The following is a 17081-nucleotide window of genomic DNA, read 5'->3' on the forward strand; positions in this document are numbered from 1 at the left end:
TCCTCGTGGGAGCGGGGGCGGTCGGTGGTCTTTGCTAGGCGCGCAGGGCTTCCACGGCCCGCGCGAGGGCCTGCGGCACCTCGGGTACGAGGGTGTGGACGCCGTCGCGTACGACGTGCCGTCCGCCCACGATCGTGTGCCGTACGTCCGCCGCGGTCGCGGCGAATACGGCCGTCTCGGCGCCGAGCCTGGGCAGCGGCCCCGCCGTTCTGACCGAGTCGAGGGCGACCGTCGCGAGGTCGGCGCGGGCGCCGGTCTCGATCCGGCCGGTGTCGTCCCAGCCGAGGGCGGCGTGGCCGTCGGCGGTGGCGGCGCGCAGCAGGGCGGCGGCGGTCCAGTGGCCGCGGGTGCGGGTGCGCAGGCGCTCGTTCAGCTCCATGGCGCGCGCCTCTTCCAGCAGGTCGACGACGGCGTGGCTGTCGGAGCCGAGGGAGAGAGGCGAGCCCGCCCGCTGGAGGGCGGCCGCGGGGCCGATGCCGTCGGCGAGGTCCCGTTCCGTAGTAGGACACATGCAGGTGCCGGTGCGGCTGCCGCCGAGCAGGGCGACGTCCTCGTCCGTGAGGTGCGTGCTGTGGACGCCGGTGGTGCGCTCTCCCAGGACGCCGTGGTCGGCCAGCAGGCGGGTGGGGGTGCGGCCGTGGGCCCGGTGGCAGGCGTCGTTCTCGGCGGTCTGCTCGGACAGGTGCACGTGCAGCGGCGCCCGCCGCTCCCCGGCCCAGCGCGCCACGGTCGCCAGCTGGTCCGCGGGCACGGCCCGTACGGAGTGGATCGCGGCCCCGATCCGTGCGTGATCCCGTTCCTTGAGAAGTGAACAGCGTTGCGCCCAGGTGTCCGCCGTCCCGTCGGAGAAGCGGCGCTGGTGGGTGTTCGGGGGCTCGCCGAACCCGGCCGACAGATAGCAGGTGTCCAGGAGGGTGATGCGGATTCCGGCCTCTGCGGCGGCCTCGATCAGCGCCTCGCCCATCGCGTTGGGGTCGGCGTAGGGGGTGCCGCCGGGCGCGTGGTGGACGTAGTGGAACTCGCCGACGGTGGTGATGCCGGCCAGCGCCATCTCGGCGTACACCGCGCGGGCGAGGTCGCGGTAGGTGTCCGGGCTCAGCCGGTCGGCGACGGAGTACATGACCTCGCGCCAGGTCCAGAAGGTGCCGGAGCCGACCTGGACGGTGCCGCGCAGGGCCCGGTGGAAGGCGTGGCTGTGGGCGTTGGCCAGGCCGGGCAGCGTCAGTCCGCGCAGGATCTCGGCGCCGGGGGGCGGGGTGGGGGTGTCCTGGTGGACGGCGGTGATGCGGCCGTCCACCACCTCTACGGCGACGCCCGGCTCGACGTGCGTGCCGAGCCAGGCGTGCTCCAGCCAGTAGGTCCGGGTCCGCTCGGTGGGGGTCACGTGCAGGCCAGCCCTTCCAGTGCGTCGGCGAGTGCGTTCACCCCGGCCACGCAGTCGTCCTCGGCCGCGTACTCGGCCGGGGAGTGCGAGACGCCGGTGGGGTTGCGTACGAACAGCATGGCGGTCGGGATGCGGTCGGAGAGGATTCCGGCGTCGTGTCCGGCGCCGGTGCCGAGCACGGGGACCTTCAGTTCCGCCGCGCCGCCCAGGATGCGGGCGAGTTCGTCGCGCAGGGCGTGGTCGAACTCGACGACGGGCGTGAAGGACTCGCGGACGACGTCGAGGTCGGCTCCGTGGGCCGCGGCGTACTCGCGGGCCGCCCGCTCCACTCCGGTGACCACGGCGTCCAGGCTCTGCTGGTCGGCGGCGCGGGAGTCGAGCCAGCCGCGGACCAGGGACGGGATGGCGTTGACGCCGTTGGGCTCCACACTGATCTTGCCGAAGGTGGCGACGGCCCCCGCGAGTTCGGCCTCGCGGCGGGCGGCGAGGACGGTCTCGGCGTAGGACAGCATCGGGTCGCGGCGGTCGGCGAGGCGGGTGGTGCCGGCGTGGTTGGCCTCGCCCCGGAAGTCGAACCGCCAGCGTCCGTGCGGCCAGATGGCGGAGGCGATGCCGATCCGGTCGCCGGACAGGTCGAGGGCGCGGCCCTGCTCGACGTGGAGTTCGACGAAGGCGCCGATGCGGGCGAGCCGCTCGGGGTCGGGGCCGAGGGCGTCCGGGTCGTAGCCGGCGTCCTCCATGGCCCGCGGGAGGGTGATGCCGTCCCCGTCGGTCAGCCGGTGGGCCTGCTCCACGGTGAGCGCCCCCGCGGTGAGCCGGGAGCCGACGCAGGCCAGGCCGAAGCGGGCGCCCTCCTCGTCGCCGAAGTTGACGATGCCGAGCGGCCTGGTGAACCGCGCTCCCCTCCCGCGCAGTTCGTCCAGGGCGGCGAAGGCGGAGACGACACCGAGGGGCCCGTCGAAGGCGCCGCCGTCGGGCACGGAGTCCAGGTGGGACCCGGTGACGACGGCGTCCCCGGCGGCCGGGTCACCGAGCCAGGCCCACTGGTTGCCGTTGCGGTCGGTCTCGTAGGCCAGACCGCGTGCCTCGGCCTGCTCCTGGAACCAGGTACGGCAGTCGGCGTCGGCGCCCGTCCAGGCGTAGCGGCGGTAGCCGCCGGAGGCGGAGCTGCGGCCCATCGGCAGCAGCTCCGCCCACATGCTGTGGAAGCTCACGCGACGCCACCCTCGCGGCCCTCGCGCATCGGCACCCGCACGCCCCGCTCCCCGGCGACCGACTCGGCGATGTCGTACCCGGCGTCGACGTGCCGGATGACGCCCATGCCGGGGTCGTTGGTGAGGACGCGGCGGATCTTCTCCCCGGCGAGCGCGGTGCCGTCGGCGACCGTCACCTGTCCGGCGTGGATGGAGCGGCCCATGCCGACGCCGCCGCCGTGGTGGAGGGAGACCCAGGAGGCGCCGGAGGCCACGTTGACCATGGCGTTGAGCAGCGGCCAGTCGGCGATGGCGTCGGAGCCGTCGAGCATCGACTCGGTCTCGCGGTACGGGGAGGCGACGGAGCCGCAGTCGAGGTGGTCGCGGCCGATGACGATCGGCGCGGCCAGCTCACCGCTCGCGACCATGTCGTTGAACCGCTCGCCGGCCTTGTCGCGCTCGCCGTAGCCGAGCCAGCAGATCCGGGCGGGCAGGCCCTGGAAGTGGACGCGCTCCCCCGCCATCTTGATCCAGCGGGCCAGCGACTCGTTCTCCGGGAAGAGGTCGAGGATCGCCTTGTCGGTCTTGGCGATGTCGGCGGGGTCGCCGGACAGGGCGGCCCAGCGGAAGGGTCCCTTGCCCTCGCAGAAGAGCGGGCGGATGTACGCCGGTACGAAGCCCGGGAAGGCGAAGGCCCGGTCGTATCCGGCGAGCTGGGCCTCGCCGCGGATGGAGTTGCCGTAGTCGAAGACCTCGGCGCCGGCGTCCTGGAAGCCGACCATGGCCTCGACGTGCCGGGCCATGGACTCGCGGGCGCGGGTGGTGAAGCCCGCCGGGTCCTTGAGGGCGGCGTCGGCCATGTCCTCGAAGGCGATCCCGGTGGGCAGGTAGGCCAGCGGGTCGTGGGCCGAGGTCTGGTCGGTGACGATGTCGATGGGGGCGCCCATGGCGAGCAGCTGCGGGACCAGCTCGGCGGCGTTGCCGAGGACGCCGATGGAGAGCGGCTCGCGCCGGTCCCGGGCCTCGGTGGCGAGCTGGAGGGCGTGGTCGAGGGAGTCGGCCTTCACGTCGAGGTAGCGGTGCTCGATACGGCGGTCGATGGCGCGCGGGTCGCAGTCGACGCAGATCACCACGCCGTCGTTCATGGTGACGGCGAGGGGCTGGGCGCCGCCCATGCCGCCGAGGCCGGCGGTGAGGGTGATGGTCCCGGCCAGGGTGCCGCCGAACTTCTTCGCGGCGACGGCGGCGAAGGTCTCGTAGGTGCCCTGGAGGATGCCCTGGGTGCCGATGTAGATCCAGGAGCCGGCCGTCATCTGCCCGTACATGGTCAGCCCGAGGGCCTCCAGGCGGCGGAACTCCTCCCAGTTCGCCCAGTCGCCGACGAGGTTGGAGTTGGCGATGAGGACGCGCGGGGCCCACTCGTGGGTCTGCATGACGCCGACCGGGCGGCCGGACTGGACGAGCATCGTCTCGTCCTGCTTGAGCCCCTCCAGGGTGCGGACCATGGCGTCGAAGGAGCGCCAGTCGCGGGCCGCCTTGCCCGTGCCGCCGTAGACGACGAGCTTGTCGGGGTGCTCGGCGACCTCGGGGTCGAGGTTGTTCTGCAGCATCCGCAGGGCGGCCTCCTGCTGCCAGCCCAGGGCACTCGGCGTCGTACCGCGTGGCGCTCGGACAGGGCGGGGTCCGGACATGGTCTGCCTCCTGGTGGCTTGCTCCCGGCGGATTGTTACTACGGATATTCACATACTCGCTTCGTGAATAGAACTAGTCAATACGTTCGTGTCCCGCGCCGGGCGCGTGCGAGTGTTTGGCTGGATGCGTAGGCAGGCGGCGACGACAGGGAGGATCGCGTGAGCGACGGCACGGGCATGAGCGGTGACCTCGACGGCACGGGGACGGAGCGGGCCGCGCGGCGGGACGGTGCGGTGCGGGCGGCCGTGGAGCGGGGGCTGCTCGGACCCGACGTTCCGATCGTCGGGCTCCTCGACGTCGCCGGGATCCGGGAGTCGGCGGCGGCCCTGCGGGCGGCGTTCGACGCGGTGACGGCGCCCGGTACGCCCGTGCTGCACGCCTTCGCGGTCAAGGCGACCCCACTGGTCCCGGTGCTGCGGCTGCTGCACGAGGAGGGCATCGGCGTGGAGGTGGCCAGCCCCGGCGAGCTGGCGCTGGCCCGGGCCGCGGGGGTGCCGGCGGAGCGAACGGTGCTGGACTCGCCCGCGAAGACGCCGGCCGAGCTGCGGGAGGCGCTGGAGCTGGGGATCGCGGTCAACGCGGACAACCCCCAGGAGCTGGAGCGCCTCGACGCCCTGGTGAAGTCCCTGCCCGACACCGCCTCGCCCCTCGGAATCCGGGTGAACCCGCAGGTCGGCGGGGGTTCCATCGAGGCGCTCTCGACGGCGACCGCGACCTCGAAGTTCGGCGTGGCGCTGCGGGACGAGGGGGCGCGGGAGTGGGTGGTGCGGGCCTACCTGGACCGGCCGTGGCTGACCCGGCTGCACACCCACACCGGGTCCCAGGGCATCCCGCTCACCCTGATGGCCGAGGGCGTGGCCGCGTCGTACGCCCTCGCCGAGGAGATCAACGAGCGGGCCGGGCGGCAGCAGGTCGACACCCTGGACATCGGCGGCGGGCTGCCGGTGAACTTCGCGTCGGACGAGGAGTCACCGACGTACGCCGAGTACGCGCGCGTACTGCGCGAGGCGGTGCCGGGGCTGTTCGACGGGCGGTACGGGCTGGTCACCGAGTTCGGGCGGTCCCTGCTGGCCAAGCACGGCACGGTCGTGGCGCGCGTGGAGTACGCCAAGAGCGCGGGCGGGCGGCCGGTCGCGGTGACGCACGCGGGCGTGCAGGTCGCGACGCGGACGGTGTACGCGCCGGGGGCGTGGCCGCTGCGGATCGCCGCGTACGACGGCAAGGGGTCGCCGAAGGAGGGGCCCGCGGTGGTCCAGGACGTGGCGGGGCCGGCGTGCTTCGCGGGGGACCTGCTGGCCGTGGGGCGGGCGATGCCGTTGCTGGAGCAGGGGGACTACGCGGCGGCGCTGGACACGGGGGCGTACTACTTCGCGCATCACTACGCGTACAACTCGCTGGCGCGGCCTGGGGTGTACGGGTTCGTCTCCGACGGGGGCGGGGACGGGGACATTGCCTTCGCCACCGTGCGGGAGGAGCAGCGTGTTGAGGAGATCGTGGCCGAGGCGGGTGGGGGTTACGCCGATGCGCTGACCGTCGCCGGTCGCCGTGGGGGTGCCGGTGGTTCGTAGGCCGGCCGTTCGTCGTGGCTGAGCGCGCCCACGCGGCGGAGCCGCATGATGTCACCGCCCCGCGCCCCTGGCGGGCGCGCTGCGCGCCCCGCCCCTTCAGACCAACGTCGGGGACTTGCGCCTCGCGCCGCCCGGGGCCGCGTCGCCTGCCGCGATGCCCGTGCTGCGGTAGGCCCTGACCGTTTTGCCCGCCGGGCGGCCGGTGTTGTCGGCGAGCCAGTCCACGCGGACCCACAGGAGGGCGTCGCCGGACTGTTCGCGGCGGCCGAGCCAGGCGGACTTGAGCCACAGGCCCGCGCCGCAGCCGGCCATCACCAGTCCGCCCGCGGCGGGCACGGCGAAGGCGCTGCCCAGGGCGGCGAGGAAGGCGAGGAGCAGCCACCAGCGGTGGCCCCGGCGCCAGTTGCGCAGGGTCACCGCGCGGTCCTGGAGTACGTCGTGCTTGCCCGCGCGGGCGGCCGAGCCGGCCAGGGCCGTGTAGCGCCTGCGCCGCGTCCACGCCACGACGGCCGCCGCGACGATGAACAGCGCGGCACCGGCCAGTACGCCGATCCGGCGCCCGGTCAGCCCCGGCACCAGCACGCCGACGCCCGCCGCGAGAACGCCCAGCCACCACAGCGGTGCGGCTCCCGCCCGTACGACGACGGCGACCCGAGCCAGCCCCACCTGTCCTCCGCGCGCCACGTCCTGCCTCCCGTCCCGTTTCTGCCCATGCGATACGTCTGAAGGGTGTGTCAGGCGCCGCACTGTAACGGCGCAAGCTGAGACGAGTCTGAGAACGCGTCCGCCGTCCGGGTCACTCCACGAACAGCCCTCGCGCCGCGGCCTTGGTGTCGAACTCCTCCAGCCGGGCCTGCGCGTCCGGCAGGTCGTCGCACATCGCCTCGAGCAGCACCCGGCCGAGGAGCATGGGCGCGCAGGCGGTGTCGAACGCGAGACCGGTGCCGACGGCGGCGGGCAGCAGCAGGTCGGACACCTTGGCGACCGGCGCGAAGGCGGAGTCGGCGACCGTCACCACCATGAGCCCGGCCTCCTTGGCGTGGGTGAGCGCGTCGACGACCTCGCGCGGATGCCGGGGCAGGGCGAAGCAGAGCAGGGCGGTGGCGCCGGCCCGGACGGCGGCGTCGACGCGGTCGTGGAGCATCGTGCCGCCCTCGTTGAGCAGCCGGACGTCCGGGTGGACCTTCGCGGCGAAGTAGGCGAAGCCGTGCGCCTGGGCCGCGGCGGCCCGCAGCCCGAGCACCGGCAGCGGCCGGCTCCCGGCGAGCAGGCGGCCCGCCTCCCCCACCGGCCCCGGGTCGGCCAGCACCTCCGCCAGATGCCGCAGGTTCTCGATCTCGGCGGCCACCGCCTGCTGGTACTCGTTGCGGGAGCCGGTGCCGGCGACCGGTTCCGCCGGGGCGACCTCGCGCAGATGGCGGCGGAGCGCCGGGTAGCCGTCGAAGCCGAGCGCGACGGCGAAGCGGGTCACGGACGGCTGGCTGACGCCCGCCAGTTCGGCCAGTTCCACGCTCGACAGGAAGGGCACCTCGGGTGCGCGGCGCACCATGCTGTGCGCGATGCGCCGCTGGGTCGGCGTCAGCCGGTGCCCCTCGAAGAGCGCCTGCAGGCGCGCGGCCGGGCTGTCGGCCCCGTTGGCGCCGCCGGCCGCTCCGGTCCCGCTGGTCCCGCTCATGGCGTGCTCCCCCTTGGTCTATTCACGTCGCCCGGTCACTGCATACCGTTATACAGCGAGGCGCCGGACCGCACGATGCCGAGCGCTAACGAGACCGCACCCTCCCCGGCCCCTTACGGGTCGTCCCCCGTCGAAAACGGGGGCTATCCCCAGTGCCGCCGCCTTCCCGGCCGCCTACCTTGAGGGGCATGACGGGAATGGACGCGCGGGACGCCGACCTCAAGAAGGAACTCGACGCCACCCTGCAGACCCGCAGGGAGCTGGGTGAGGAGTACGAGTCCGCGCTGGTCGACTCGTTCCTGGAGAAGGTCGACCAGCGTATCGACGGCGCGGTCGAGCGCCGGGTGCGCCGGCAGCTCGCCGAGCAGCAGATGACCACGGCCCGGGAGAGCCGGACGCCGAGGTCCACGGACTCCTTCGGCGAGCGCTTCGGCTTCGGCATCGTCTCGCTGGTGCTGGCGGTCCCGCTGTCCGCGATCGGCGGCGGAGTCGCCGACCTCCCCGGACTGCTGGTCGCCTGGGCGGGCATCGTCGGGGTGAACGTCGTGCAGGCCGCCCGCACCAACCCGGGCCTGTTCGGACGCCGCCGCGCCCGGCGGGACGACGCCTGGGAGGACTGACAGAGGGAACCGCAGAAGACTGCGCGGGGACCGCCGGCACCCCCATCACTGGGGGGCGGGACGACGGCGGTCCCCGCGGGGGACGCGCGGTGCCGGGCCTCACGGCCGGGGCGGCGCGTCCGTGGCGTCCTTGGAGGTCCGGGAGCCGCTCCGGAAGGTCCGTGACGCCGTTCGGCGCCGGCCGGACCGGGGAGCCTCCCCCCAGTGCTTAACGCCTGGGAGGGACCCCCACCAATCCCGCCGACACCGCATACTCTGCCGGTCGCGTGTTAAGCGACTGCTGCGCGCACGTGACGTGCGCGTACCACTTCCGCGAAGTCCACGAAGATCGCGGAGCGGGCCAAGTCGGCGGTGGGCACCGGGGGTTCACCCGGCGGACACCGCCGGTTCTACTTCCCCCGGGCCAGGAAGGACAGCAGGTCCTGACGGCTCACCACGCCGGTCGGCTTGCCCTCGACGAGGACGATCGCCGCGTCGGCGCTACCGAGCACCGACATCAGGTCCTCGACCGGCTCACCGGAGCCGACCTGCGGCAGCGGGGCGGACATGTGCTTCTCCAGCGGGTCGTCCAGCGAGGCGCGCTTGGTGAACAGGGCGTCCAGCAGCTCGCGTTCCACGACCGAGCCGACGACCTCGGCGGCCATCACGTCCGGGTGGCCGGCGCCGGGCTTGACGATGGGCATCTGCGAGACGCCGTACTCGCGCAGCACGTCGATGGCCTGACCGACCGTCTCGTCCGGGTGCATGTGGACGAGGGAGGGGATGGAGTCGCCCTCCTTGTGGTTCAGGACGTCGGCGACGCGGGCACTGGGGCCGGCGTCCTCCAGGAAGCCGTAGTCGGCCATCCACTCGTCGTTGAAGATCTTGCTGAGGTAGCCGCGCCCGCTGTCCGGCAGCAGTACGACCACCACGTCGTCCTCGCCGAGCCGCGCCGCCACCTCCAGCGCCGCGACGACCGCCATGCCGCAGGAGCCGCCCACCAGCAGGCCCTCCTCCTTGGCGAGGCGGCGGGTCATCTGGAAGGAGTCCTTGTCGGAGACGGGGACGATCTCGTCGGCGACGTTCCGGTCGTACGCGGTCGGCCAGAAGTCCTCGCCGACGCCCTCGACCAGGTACGGCCGTCCGGAACCGCCGGAGTAGACCGAGCCCTCGGGGTCGGCGCCGATCACCTGCACGGCGCCGTCGCTGATCTCCTTCAGGTACCGGCCGGTGCCGGAGATGGTCCCGCCGGTGCCGACGCCGGCCACGAAGTGGGTGAGCTTCCCCGCGGTCTGCTCCCACAACTCGGGGCCCGTGGAGTGGTAGTGGGAGAGCGGGTTGTGCGGGTTGGAGTACTGGTCCGGCTTCCAGGCGCCCGGCGTCTCGCGGACCAGCCGGTCGGAGACGTTGTAGTAGGAGTCCGGGTGCTCGGGGTCGACCGCGGTCGGGCAGACGACGACCTCGGCGCCGTACGCGCGCAGGACGTTGATCTTGTCGGTGGACACCTTGTCAGGGCAGACGAAGATGCACTTGTAGCCCTTCTGCTGGGCCACGATCGCGAGGCCCACGCCCGTGTTGCCGCTGGTGGGCTCGACGATCGTGCCGCCGGGCTGCAGCTCTCCGCTCTTCTCGGCGGCCTCGATCATGCGCAGGGCGATGCGGTCCTTCACCGAGCCGCCCGGATTGAAGTACTCCACCTTGGCCAGGACGGTAGCCCTCAGGCCCTTGGTCACGCTGTTGAGCCGCACCAGCGGGGTGTTGCCGACGAGGCTGATCATCGAGTCGTGGAAATGCACCGTGGTCTCCGGATGCCGCAAAGGATGGGTCGTTTATCGGTCCGGCCAGCCTATGGCCTGCCCGGCCCGTGCACCCGCCCGTGCCACGTGACGGTCGTTCACTCCCCGTTGAGATTGGGCGACCGTCCGTACGGGGCAAGGAGTGGGTGTACGGCTTGAAGGAGGTGGCGGCGACGTATGACGAGCATGTCCAGAGCGAGGGTGGCGCGCCGGATCGCGGCGGGAGCGGCTTACGGAGGCGGTGGCATCGGGCTGGCCGGTGCGGCCGCGGTCGGTCTGCTGCTGGCGGAGGTGCAGCTGGCCAGGCGCCGGGTGGGCATCGGCACGCCCGACCGGGTGCCGAACGCGCGGGGTCTGTACGGGAACGGCCTGCCGGCGGCCGGTGAGCCGCCGCTGCGGCTGATGATGCTGGGCGACTCCACGGCCGCCGGGCAGGGTGTGCACCGGGCCGGTCAGACACCGGGCGCGCTGCTGGCCTCGGGGCTGGCGGCGGTGGCCGAGCGGCCGGTGGACCTGGGTTCGGTCGCGGCGCCCGGGGCGTGTTCGGACGACCTGGACCGGCAGGTGGCGCTGGTGCTCGCGGATCACGGCCGGGTGCCCGACATCTGCGTGATCATGATCGGCGCCAATGACGTCACCCACCGGATGCCGGCGACCCAGTCGGTCCGGCACCTGTCGGGGGCGGTACGGCGGCTGCGCACGGCCGGTGCGGAGGTCGTCGTCGGCACCTGCCCGGACCTGGGCACGATCGAGCGGGTGCGGCAGCCGCTGCGCTGGGTGGCCCGGCGCACCTCGCGGCAGCTGGCGGCGGCGCAGACGATCGGCGTCGTGGAGCAGGGCGGGCGGACGGTGTCGCTGGGCGATCTGCTGGGCCCGGAGTTCGCGCAGAACCCGCGGGAGCTGTTCGGCCCCGACAACTACCACCCCTCCGCGGAGGGGTACGCCACGGCCGCGATGGCCGTCCTGCCGTCGGTGTGCGCCGCGCTCGGCCTGTGGCCGGCCGAGGAGGAGCACCCCGACGCCCTGCGCCGCGAGGGCTTCCTGCCGGTGGCCCGGGCGGCGGCGGAGGCCGCGTCGGAGGCCGGCACGGAGGTCGCCGCCGCGATGCCTACGGGACCCCGGGGGCCGTGGGCACTGCTCAAGCGCCGCCGGCGCCGCAGGGTGTCGGAGACGGAGCCGACACCGTCGGCCCAGCCGAGGTAGGGCGGGGGGGCGCTCACCGGCACTGGCCGGGTACCGCTGCGCCCACCCGTGCCGCCCCAGCGGCACGACTGCCCGCAGCTGGGGCGGTCGGTCGCTTTCAGCCCGTCTGCCCGCAGCTGGGGCGGTCGGCCCCTTTCAGCCCGTCCGGCGTTTGAGGACGAGGCCGTTCAGGCCGAAGCGGGGGTCTGGGGGCGGCAGCCCCCAGCGACGCCCGCCACAACGCCCCGCACGAAGAATCCCGCCCAACCGCCGGAGGCAAAAGCAAGCGCTTAGAAAGTTGCGGTCCATGTCACACCCCCACACCCGTGACCCAGGCCATACGTCCGGGTAACTTCCCCAGCAGCCGCCCACCGCCTCTCCACTGGAGCCGTGATGCCCGAAGCCGTGATCGTTTCTGCCGCCCGCTCCCCCATCGGCCGCGCTTTCAAGGGCTCCCTGAAGGACCTGCGCCCCGACGACCTGGCCGCCACGATCATCCAGGCCGCGCTCGCCAAGGTTCCGGAACTGGACCCCCGGGACATCGACGACCTGATGCTCGGCTGCGGCCTGCCCGGCGGCGAGCAGGGCAACAACCTCGGCCGGATCGTCGCCGTCGAGATGGGCATGGACCACCTGCCGGGCTGCACCGTCACCCGGTACTGCTCCTCGTCCCTGCAGACCTCCCGCATGGCCCTGCACGCCATCAAGGCCGGCGAGGGCGACGTCTTCATCTCGGCCGGCGTCGAGATGGTCTCCCGGTTCGCCAAGGGCAACTCCGACAGCCTGCCGGACACCCGCAACCCGCTGTTCGCCGAGGCGGAGGCCCGTACCGCCGCCGTCGCCGAGCAGGAGGGCACCACCTGGCACGACCCGCGCGAGGACGGCCTGGTCCCGGACCCGTACATCGCGATGGGCCAGACCGCCGAGAACCTCGCCCGCTCCAAGGGCGTCACCCGGCAGGACATGGACGAGTTCGGCGTCCGCTCCCAGAACCTCGCCGAGGAAGCCATCAAGAACGGCTTCTGGGAGCGCGAGATCACCCCGGTGACCCTCCCCGACGGCACCGTCGTCGCCAAGGACGACGGCCCCCGCGCCGGCGTCACCCTGGAGGGCGTCCAGGGCCTGAAGCCGGTGTTCCGCCCCGACGGGCTGGTCACCGCCGGCAACTGCTGCCCGCTCAACGACGGCGCCGCCGCCCTCGTGATCATGAGCGACACCAAGGCCCGCGAGCTGGGCCTGACCCCGCTCGCCCGCATCGTCTCCACCGGCGTCTCCGGCCTCTCCCCCGAGATCATGGGCCTGGGCCCGGTCGAGGCCAGCAAGCAGGCGCTGTCCCGCGCCGGGCTGACCATCGACGACATCGACCTGGCCGAGATCAACGAGGCGTTCGCCGCGCAGGTCATCCCCTCCTACCGCGACCTCGGCATCCCGCTGGAGAAGCTGAACGTCAACGGCGGCGCCATCGCCGTCGGCCACCCCTTCGGCATGACCGGCGCCCGCATCACCGGCACGCTCATCAACTCCCTCCAGTGGCACGACAAGCAGTTCGGCCTGGAGACGATGTGCGTCGGCGGCGGCCAGGGCATGGCGATGGTCATCGAGCGCCTCAGCTGAGGGCCGTACCGGGCGGGTGACTGAAAGACTGTCAGTAGCGCCCGGGGGACCCTGCGTGACACCACGGCCCGGGACCCTGTGACCACAGGGTTCTGGGCCGTTTTGTGACCCAATCTCCCCCAGGATGTGACCTACCTCTCCCGCCCCCTTGATTTACGCAGGTCAGACCAACCACACCCCTCCCTTCCGGGCCCAAAGTCCTGTCCGTTTCGTGACGTTACGCACTGACAGACGGTTAGTCCTCCCTTCAAGCTGATGTAGGAAGTCGGGGGTCGACTTTGAACCGGGAGTACGTCAGTGAGCGCCATGCCGATCGCCCTGCTGCTCACCACGGCCGCCACCGGCGCCGTGGGCGTCGCCGTCCTGCGCAGCATTCTGGTGCTGCGCCGGCAGGTGACGGCCCTGCGCGCCGAGCTGGCCGAGAGCCGGGCCACCGCCACGCGGGGCCGCGTGCCCGCCGCCCGCACCACCGCCGACGCCGAGGAGATACGCGCCGCCGTCGCGGAGGCGCTCGCCGAGGAGCGCGAGCGGGAACTCGCCGAGGCGAGGGCCTTCTGGGCCGCCCAGGAGTCGAGGGACGCGTCCGACGCGCCGCTGCTGCTCGGGCTGACCGACAGTGAGCTGTTCCTGCCCCGCCAGGCCGACCTCGTGGGCCTGGAGCCCGTGATCGAGCCGGTCGCGGACAGCGACGAGCCGTCCGCGCAGGACGTCGCCGGCCCGAGGGACTCCGCCGAGCTGGCCGCCGCCCGCCGCCGGCACCCCTCGCACCCGGACTTCGTGCCGAACCCGGCACCGGCCGTGAACGACCACGAGCGGACCGTCGCCACCCTGGAGGGGCTGGCCGAGTCGGGCGTCACGCTCGCGGACGTCCGTCCGGGGCCGCTGGGCACCCTCGACGTGTACGTCTTCTCCGACGGCACCACCCTGTGCATGACCCCGGGCCACCGCGAGACCGCGGAGCGCCTGGCGGCCGCGCTGGGCGCCGGCCAGACGCCGTACCTCCTCGGCGGCTCGGGGATCTCCGGCGCCTACACGCTGACCTTCGCGTGCGGCGAGGAGAACGTGTACATCCTGGCGGACCGGGTCATCGCGTCCCTGTAGTCCTGGCAGTCCTGGCAGTCCCGGCACACAGGACCCTCCCGCACCGGGACCCTAGACCCCGGCCCGCTTGCGGGCCTCCTCCACCAGCGCCGCCGCTTCCTCCACCTGGCCCTCGTCCGTCAGTACGAGGGCCAAGTCGTGTGCGGCGACGGCGATCTGGTCGGCGGCCGCGAACATCCCCGCGTCGGGCATCAGACGGGGCTCGGCCCCCGGTTCCTCGATCAGCTGGGCGCGCCGGGCCAGCTCCCTGGCCAGCTCCAGCGCCTCGGCGGCGGCACCGCGTTGGAGTCTGCTCTGCGGGGCGGCCCGCAGCCGGTCGGCGAAGTCGTCCACGGCACGGGTCAAAGGCGTCGTATCAACCACGGCGTGAGCGTACGCGGCCGTCCGGGACTGTTGCCAACGGGCGAACACTCAGGCACGGTGACCTGAAGGACCGGCTTACATCCCCTTTCGCCCGGAGGCGCCGATGTCCCAAGTCTTCTCCGAGGAGACCCATCGCAATCTGCTCGCCCGCATTCCCCAGTGCACCGGTCGTGAGATCTCCGACTGGCTGCGTGCCGTCGAGGACGGCCCCGCCCTCTTCCGCTTCGAGGAGAAGGTCAGCTGGCTCCGCCACGAACACAACCTCGCGTACGGTCACGCGAAGGCCATCGTCCACGAGTACGACCTGAGAAGGGCCGCGCGCAACCTGCTCTGAGCGGGCGCGCCGGCATCGCGACGACGAAGGGCCCCGGGCTGGAAGCCCGGGGCCCTTCACTTGTCACACCGCCAGCGGTTTCCGCTAGTCGTTGCTGTTCAAGATCGCGATGAGTCGCAGGAACTCGAGGTAGATCCAGACCAGCGTCAGCGTGAGGCCGAAGGCCGCGAGCCAGGCCTCCTCGCGCGGGGCACCGTAGGCGAGTCCGTCCTCGACCTGCTTGAAGTCCAGGGCGAGGAAGCAGGCGCCGAGGATGACACCGATGACGCCGAAGACGACACCGAGCGCACCGCTGCGGAAGCCGAGGCCGTCGCCGCCGCCGAAGACGGCGAACAGCAGGTTCACCATCATCAGGAAGACGAAGCCGAGCGCCGCCGCCATCACGAAGCCGTAGAAGCGGCGGTTGACGCGGATCCAGCCGGCCTTGTAGGCGATCAGCACACCGGCGAAGACCGCCATCGTGCCGATCACGGCCTGCATGGCCGCGCCGTCCGCGATGCGGTTGTCGACGACGCTGGAGATGACGCCGAGGAAGACACCCTCGAACGCCGCGTACGTCAGGATCAGCGCGGGCGAGGCCTTGCGCTTGAAGGACTGCACGAGCGCCAGGACCATGCCGACCAGCGCGGCACCGATGCCGATGCCGATGGAACGGCCGATGTTGGCGTCGTCCACGGGCAGCAGCGCCCACGCGAGCGCGGCGGTCACCACGAGCACGCCGAGCGTGCTGCCGGTGCGGATGACGACGTCGTCCATCGTCATCCGGCCGGTGGTGGCCGGCGCCTGCGGCGGCGCGCCGTACTGAAGGTCCTGCTGGGCGTACGGGTTCTGCGCGTACGGGTTGTCGGCGGGCTGGGCGTACGGGTTGCCCTGCGTGCCCTGCGCGTACGGGTTGCCCTGCGTGGCTACGGCGGGTCCCCCGGCCTGCGGCGCGGCGTTGAAGCCCGCGTAGCCGTTGTCGCGGCTGAACCCCCGTCGCGAGAAGACCGGGTTTCTGCTCCTCATTTCACTCCTCCATGGCCACACGGCGCAGCCTTGGCTCAAGAGTAATAGAACGGCAAAGGAATGACCCTACTGCTTGGGGAGGATCTTTCCCTCGCTCTGGCGCACAACACGCTACGCCGATCAGTGATTCCCCTCACGGCCGGGGCCAGTCGGGACGCGCGGGACCGCTCACCCGATCGGGAACCCGGTGTAGGCCTCGGCGAGGTCGGTCTCGGCGGCGCGGGAGGAGGCGATCCGGTCCAGGCGGGCCACCTGGAGGCGGTCCTCGAAGGGCGTGGCGGCCGGGTCGCGGTGCAGCAGGGTCGTCATGTCGTACGAGAACCGCTCGGCCTGCCAGACGCGGCGCAGGCAGGTGGCGGAGTAGGCGTCGAGCAGCGCGTCGGAGCCGGTCGCGGCGCGGTGGGCCAGCGCCCGCGCGAGGGTGACGACGTCGCCGACGGCGAGGTTGAGGCCCTTGGCGCCGGTGGGCGGCACGATGTGCGCGGCGTCCCCGGCCAGGAAGAGGCGGCCGTGCCGCATGGGCTCGTGGACGTAGGAGCGCATGGGGGTGACGGACTTCTGGGTGATCGGCCCCCTCTGGAGGGTCCAGTCGTCGTCGGTCTCGAAGCGGCGCTCCAGCTCGGCCCAGATCTCGTCGTCGCTCCAGCTGTCGGCGTCCGTGTCCGCGGGGACCTGGAGGTAGAGGCGGGAGACGGACGGGGAGCGCATGGACAGCAGGGCGAAGCCGCGGTCGTGGCGGGCGTAGACCAGCTCGTCGTGGGAGGGGGCGACGTCGGCGAGGATGCCGAGCCAGCCGAAGGGGTACGTCCGTTCGAAGGTGCGGCCGTCCGGGACCGCCGTCCGGGCGACGCCCCAGAAGCCGTCGCAGCCGACGACGTAGTCGCACTCCAGGACGTCCTCCGTCCCCCCGGCGCCGTCGGCGCCCCCGTGCCGGAAGCGGACGCGCGGGCGGTCGGTCTCGGCGCCCTCCACGGCCAGCGCCTCGGCCTCGAACAGCAGGGGCCCGCCGTCCTCCAGCTGGAGGGCGATGAGGTCCTTGCAGACCTCGGTCTGGGCGTAGACCATGACGGACCTGCCGCCGGTGAGCGCGGGGAAGTCCACGCGGTGGCGCCGCCGGTCGAAGCGCAGCTCGATCCCGTCGTGGCGCAGCCCCTCGCGGTCCATCCGCTCCCCCGCCCCGGCCGCGCGCAGCACGTCCACCGTGCCCTGCTCCAGGATCCCGGCGCGCTGCCTGCGCTCGACGTAGGCGCGGTCGCGGCTCTCCAGGACGACCGAGTCGATCCCGGCGTTGTGGAGCAGCCGGGCCAGCAGGAGTCCGGCGGGGCCGGCCCCGATGATGCCGACGGTGGTGCGCATCGGTCGTCCCTTCGTCACGTTCGCGTGGTGAAATTTCCTTCACTCTTCGTCGGGGTGAGTTTCCGACCACACGCGCACCGCTGTCAACGGTATGCGCCCATCCCCTCGTCGATCCAGGTCGGCAATGGGCAGCGGGGGGGGGCCGCCCCGCGGGGGGGCGGCCGCCCCGGGGGGGGGGGGGTGATGGTGGGGGGGGGGGGGGGGTAGGAGAACAGGCCC

General features: G+C 72.9%; 15 protein-coding genes. 6 read left to right on the forward strand and 9 right to left on the reverse strand.

What is annotated here, in order from left to right; genetic code table 11:
• Nucleotides 1-34 precede the first annotated feature (34 nt).
• The 3 genes from ACFC1X_RS28605 to hutU are packed head-to-tail and all read right to left on the reverse strand — an operon-like array spanning nt 35 to nt 4268.
• Nucleotides 35-1384, reverse strand: coding sequence for a formimidoylglutamate deiminase (locus tag ACFC1X_RS28605; protein WP_376358675.1), 1350 nt, complete (start codon nt 1382-1384; stop codon nt 35-37).
• Nucleotides 1381-2598, reverse strand: coding sequence for an allantoate amidohydrolase (locus ACFC1X_RS28610; protein WP_376358678.1), 1218 nt, complete (start codon nt 2596-2598; stop codon nt 1381-1383). Before ACFC1X_RS28610 ends, ACFC1X_RS28605 begins: the two co-directional genes overlap by 4 nt.
• A complete protein-coding gene (gene hutU / locus ACFC1X_RS28615; RefSeq protein WP_376358681.1) occupies nt 2595-4268 on the reverse strand; it encodes a urocanate hydratase in 1674 nt (557 codons plus the stop codon). The genes ACFC1X_RS28610 and hutU overlap by 4 nt, the downstream gene beginning before the upstream one ends.
• Before the next feature lie 177 nt (nt 4269-4445).
• On the opposite strand from hutU, the gene ACFC1X_RS28620 reads away from it, so the two are divergent.
• Nucleotides 4446-5837, forward strand: coding sequence for a diaminopimelate decarboxylase (locus ACFC1X_RS28620; RefSeq protein WP_376358774.1), 1392 nt, complete (start codon nt 4446-4448; stop codon nt 5835-5837).
• Nucleotides 5838-5933: 96 nt separating this feature from the next.
• Here the strand turns inward: ACFC1X_RS28620 and ACFC1X_RS28625 are convergent, their stop codons facing one another.
• Nucleotides 5934-6521 (reverse strand): hypothetical protein, encoded by a 588-nt coding sequence (locus ACFC1X_RS28625; RefSeq protein ID WP_376358684.1) that lies wholly within the window; start codon nt 6519-6521, stop codon nt 5934-5936.
• 112 nt (nt 6522-6633) lie between these two features.
• Nucleotides 6634-7512 carry a MurR/RpiR family transcriptional regulator gene (locus ACFC1X_RS28630; protein WP_376358687.1) on the reverse strand — a complete coding sequence of 293 codons (879 nt, stop codon included), beginning with the start codon at nt 7510-7512 and terminating at the stop codon, nt 6634-6636.
• A gap of 197 nt (nt 7513-7709) precedes the next feature.
• Here ACFC1X_RS28630 and ACFC1X_RS28635 point away from each other — a divergent pair, with 197 nt between their 5' ends.
• Entirely contained in the window at nt 7710-8132 is a 423-nt protein-coding gene (locus ACFC1X_RS28635; RefSeq protein WP_376358777.1) for a hypothetical protein, read from the forward strand.
• A 389-nt stretch (nt 8133-8521) separates the two neighbouring features.
• On the opposite strand, the gene ACFC1X_RS28640 is transcribed toward ACFC1X_RS28635, so the two are convergent.
• On the reverse strand, nt 8522-9907 hold the full coding sequence (locus ACFC1X_RS28640; protein ID WP_376358689.1) for a cystathionine beta-synthase: 1386 nt from the start codon (nt 9905-9907) through the stop codon (nt 8522-8524).
• A 177-nt stretch (nt 9908-10084) separates the two neighbouring features.
• Between ACFC1X_RS28640 and ACFC1X_RS28645 the strand changes: the two genes are divergently transcribed.
• The 3 genes from ACFC1X_RS28645 to ACFC1X_RS28655 all read left to right on the forward strand — a co-directional run bounded on the left by ACFC1X_RS28645 (nt 10085) and on the right by ACFC1X_RS28655 (nt 13804).
• Nucleotides 10085-11110 (forward strand): SGNH/GDSL hydrolase family protein, encoded by a 1026-nt coding sequence (locus ACFC1X_RS28645; protein WP_376358691.1) that lies wholly within the window; start codon nt 10085-10087, stop codon nt 11108-11110.
• A 372-nt stretch (nt 11111-11482) separates the two neighbouring features.
• Nucleotides 11483-12703 (forward strand): acetyl-CoA C-acetyltransferase, encoded by a 1221-nt coding sequence (locus ACFC1X_RS28650; RefSeq protein WP_376358693.1) that lies wholly within the window; start codon nt 11483-11485, stop codon nt 12701-12703.
• A gap of 297 nt (nt 12704-13000) precedes the next feature.
• Nucleotides 13001-13804 carry a hypothetical protein gene (locus tag ACFC1X_RS28655; RefSeq protein ID WP_376358696.1) on the forward strand — a complete coding sequence of 268 codons (804 nt, stop codon included), beginning with the start codon at nt 13001-13003 and terminating at the stop codon, nt 13802-13804.
• A 51-nt stretch (nt 13805-13855) separates the two neighbouring features.
• Here the strand turns inward: ACFC1X_RS28655 and ACFC1X_RS28660 are convergent, their stop codons facing one another.
• Nucleotides 13856-14167, reverse strand: coding sequence for a hypothetical protein (locus ACFC1X_RS28660; RefSeq protein ID WP_376358698.1), 312 nt, complete (start codon nt 14165-14167; stop codon nt 13856-13858).
• Between the two features lie 103 nt (nt 14168-14270).
• Between ACFC1X_RS28660 and ACFC1X_RS28665 the strand changes: the two genes are divergently transcribed.
• Nucleotides 14271-14501 (forward strand): DUF4287 domain-containing protein, encoded by a 231-nt coding sequence (locus tag ACFC1X_RS28665; protein WP_052842169.1) that lies wholly within the window; start codon nt 14271-14273, stop codon nt 14499-14501.
• Between the two features lie 84 nt (nt 14502-14585).
• Here the strand turns inward: ACFC1X_RS28665 and ACFC1X_RS28670 are convergent, their stop codons facing one another.
• Nucleotides 14586-15506: a Bax inhibitor-1/YccA family protein gene (locus ACFC1X_RS28670; protein ID WP_376358701.1), complete on the reverse strand. Its 921-nt coding sequence runs from the start codon at nt 15504-15506 to the stop codon at nt 14586-14588.
• 168 nt (nt 15507-15674) lie between these two features.
• On the reverse strand, nt 15675-16862 hold the full coding sequence (locus ACFC1X_RS28675) for a 4-hydroxybenzoate 3-monooxygenase (protein ID WP_376358704.1): 1188 nt from the start codon (nt 16860-16862) through the stop codon (nt 15675-15677).
• Nucleotides 16863-17081 lie beyond the last annotated feature (219 nt).

Origin of the sequence: Streptomyces sp. NPDC056128 (genome assembly GCF_042263835.1) — a bacterium.
Lineage (GTDB): Bacteria > Actinomycetota > Actinomycetes > Streptomycetales > Streptomycetaceae > Streptomyces.

Bases quoted from the DNA above. Each gene is read 5' to 3' on its own strand.
- ACFC1X_RS28645 (WP_376358691.1), top strand. From the start codon at position 10,085: ATGACGAGCATGTCCAGAGCGAGGGTGGCGCGCCGGATCGCGGCGGGA.
- ACFC1X_RS28670 (WP_376358701.1), bottom strand. From the start codon at position 15,506: ATGAGGAGCAGAAACCCGGTCTTCTCGCGACGGGGGTTCAGCCGCGAC.
- ACFC1X_RS28675 (WP_376358704.1), bottom strand. From the start codon at position 16,862: ATGCGCACCACCGTCGGCATCATCGGGGCCGGCCCCGCCGGACTCCTG.
- ACFC1X_RS28635 (WP_376358777.1), top strand. From the start codon at position 7,710: ATGGACGCGCGGGACGCCGACCTCAAGAAGGAACTCGACGCCACCCTG.
- ACFC1X_RS28665 (WP_052842169.1), top strand. From the start codon at position 14,271: ATGTCCCAAGTCTTCTCCGAGGAGACCCATCGCAATCTGCTCGCCCGC.
- ACFC1X_RS28650 (WP_376358693.1), top strand. From the start codon at position 11,483: ATGCCCGAAGCCGTGATCGTTTCTGCCGCCCGCTCCCCCATCGGCCGC.
- ACFC1X_RS28630 (WP_376358687.1), bottom strand. From the start codon at position 7,512: ATGAGCGGGACCAGCGGGACCGGAGCGGCCGGCGGCGCCAACGGGGCC.
- hutU (WP_376358681.1), bottom strand. From the start codon at position 4,268: ATGTCCGGACCCCGCCCTGTCCGAGCGCCACGCGGTACGACGCCGAGT.
- ACFC1X_RS28620 (WP_376358774.1), top strand. From the start codon at position 4,446: ATGAGCGGTGACCTCGACGGCACGGGGACGGAGCGGGCCGCGCGGCGG.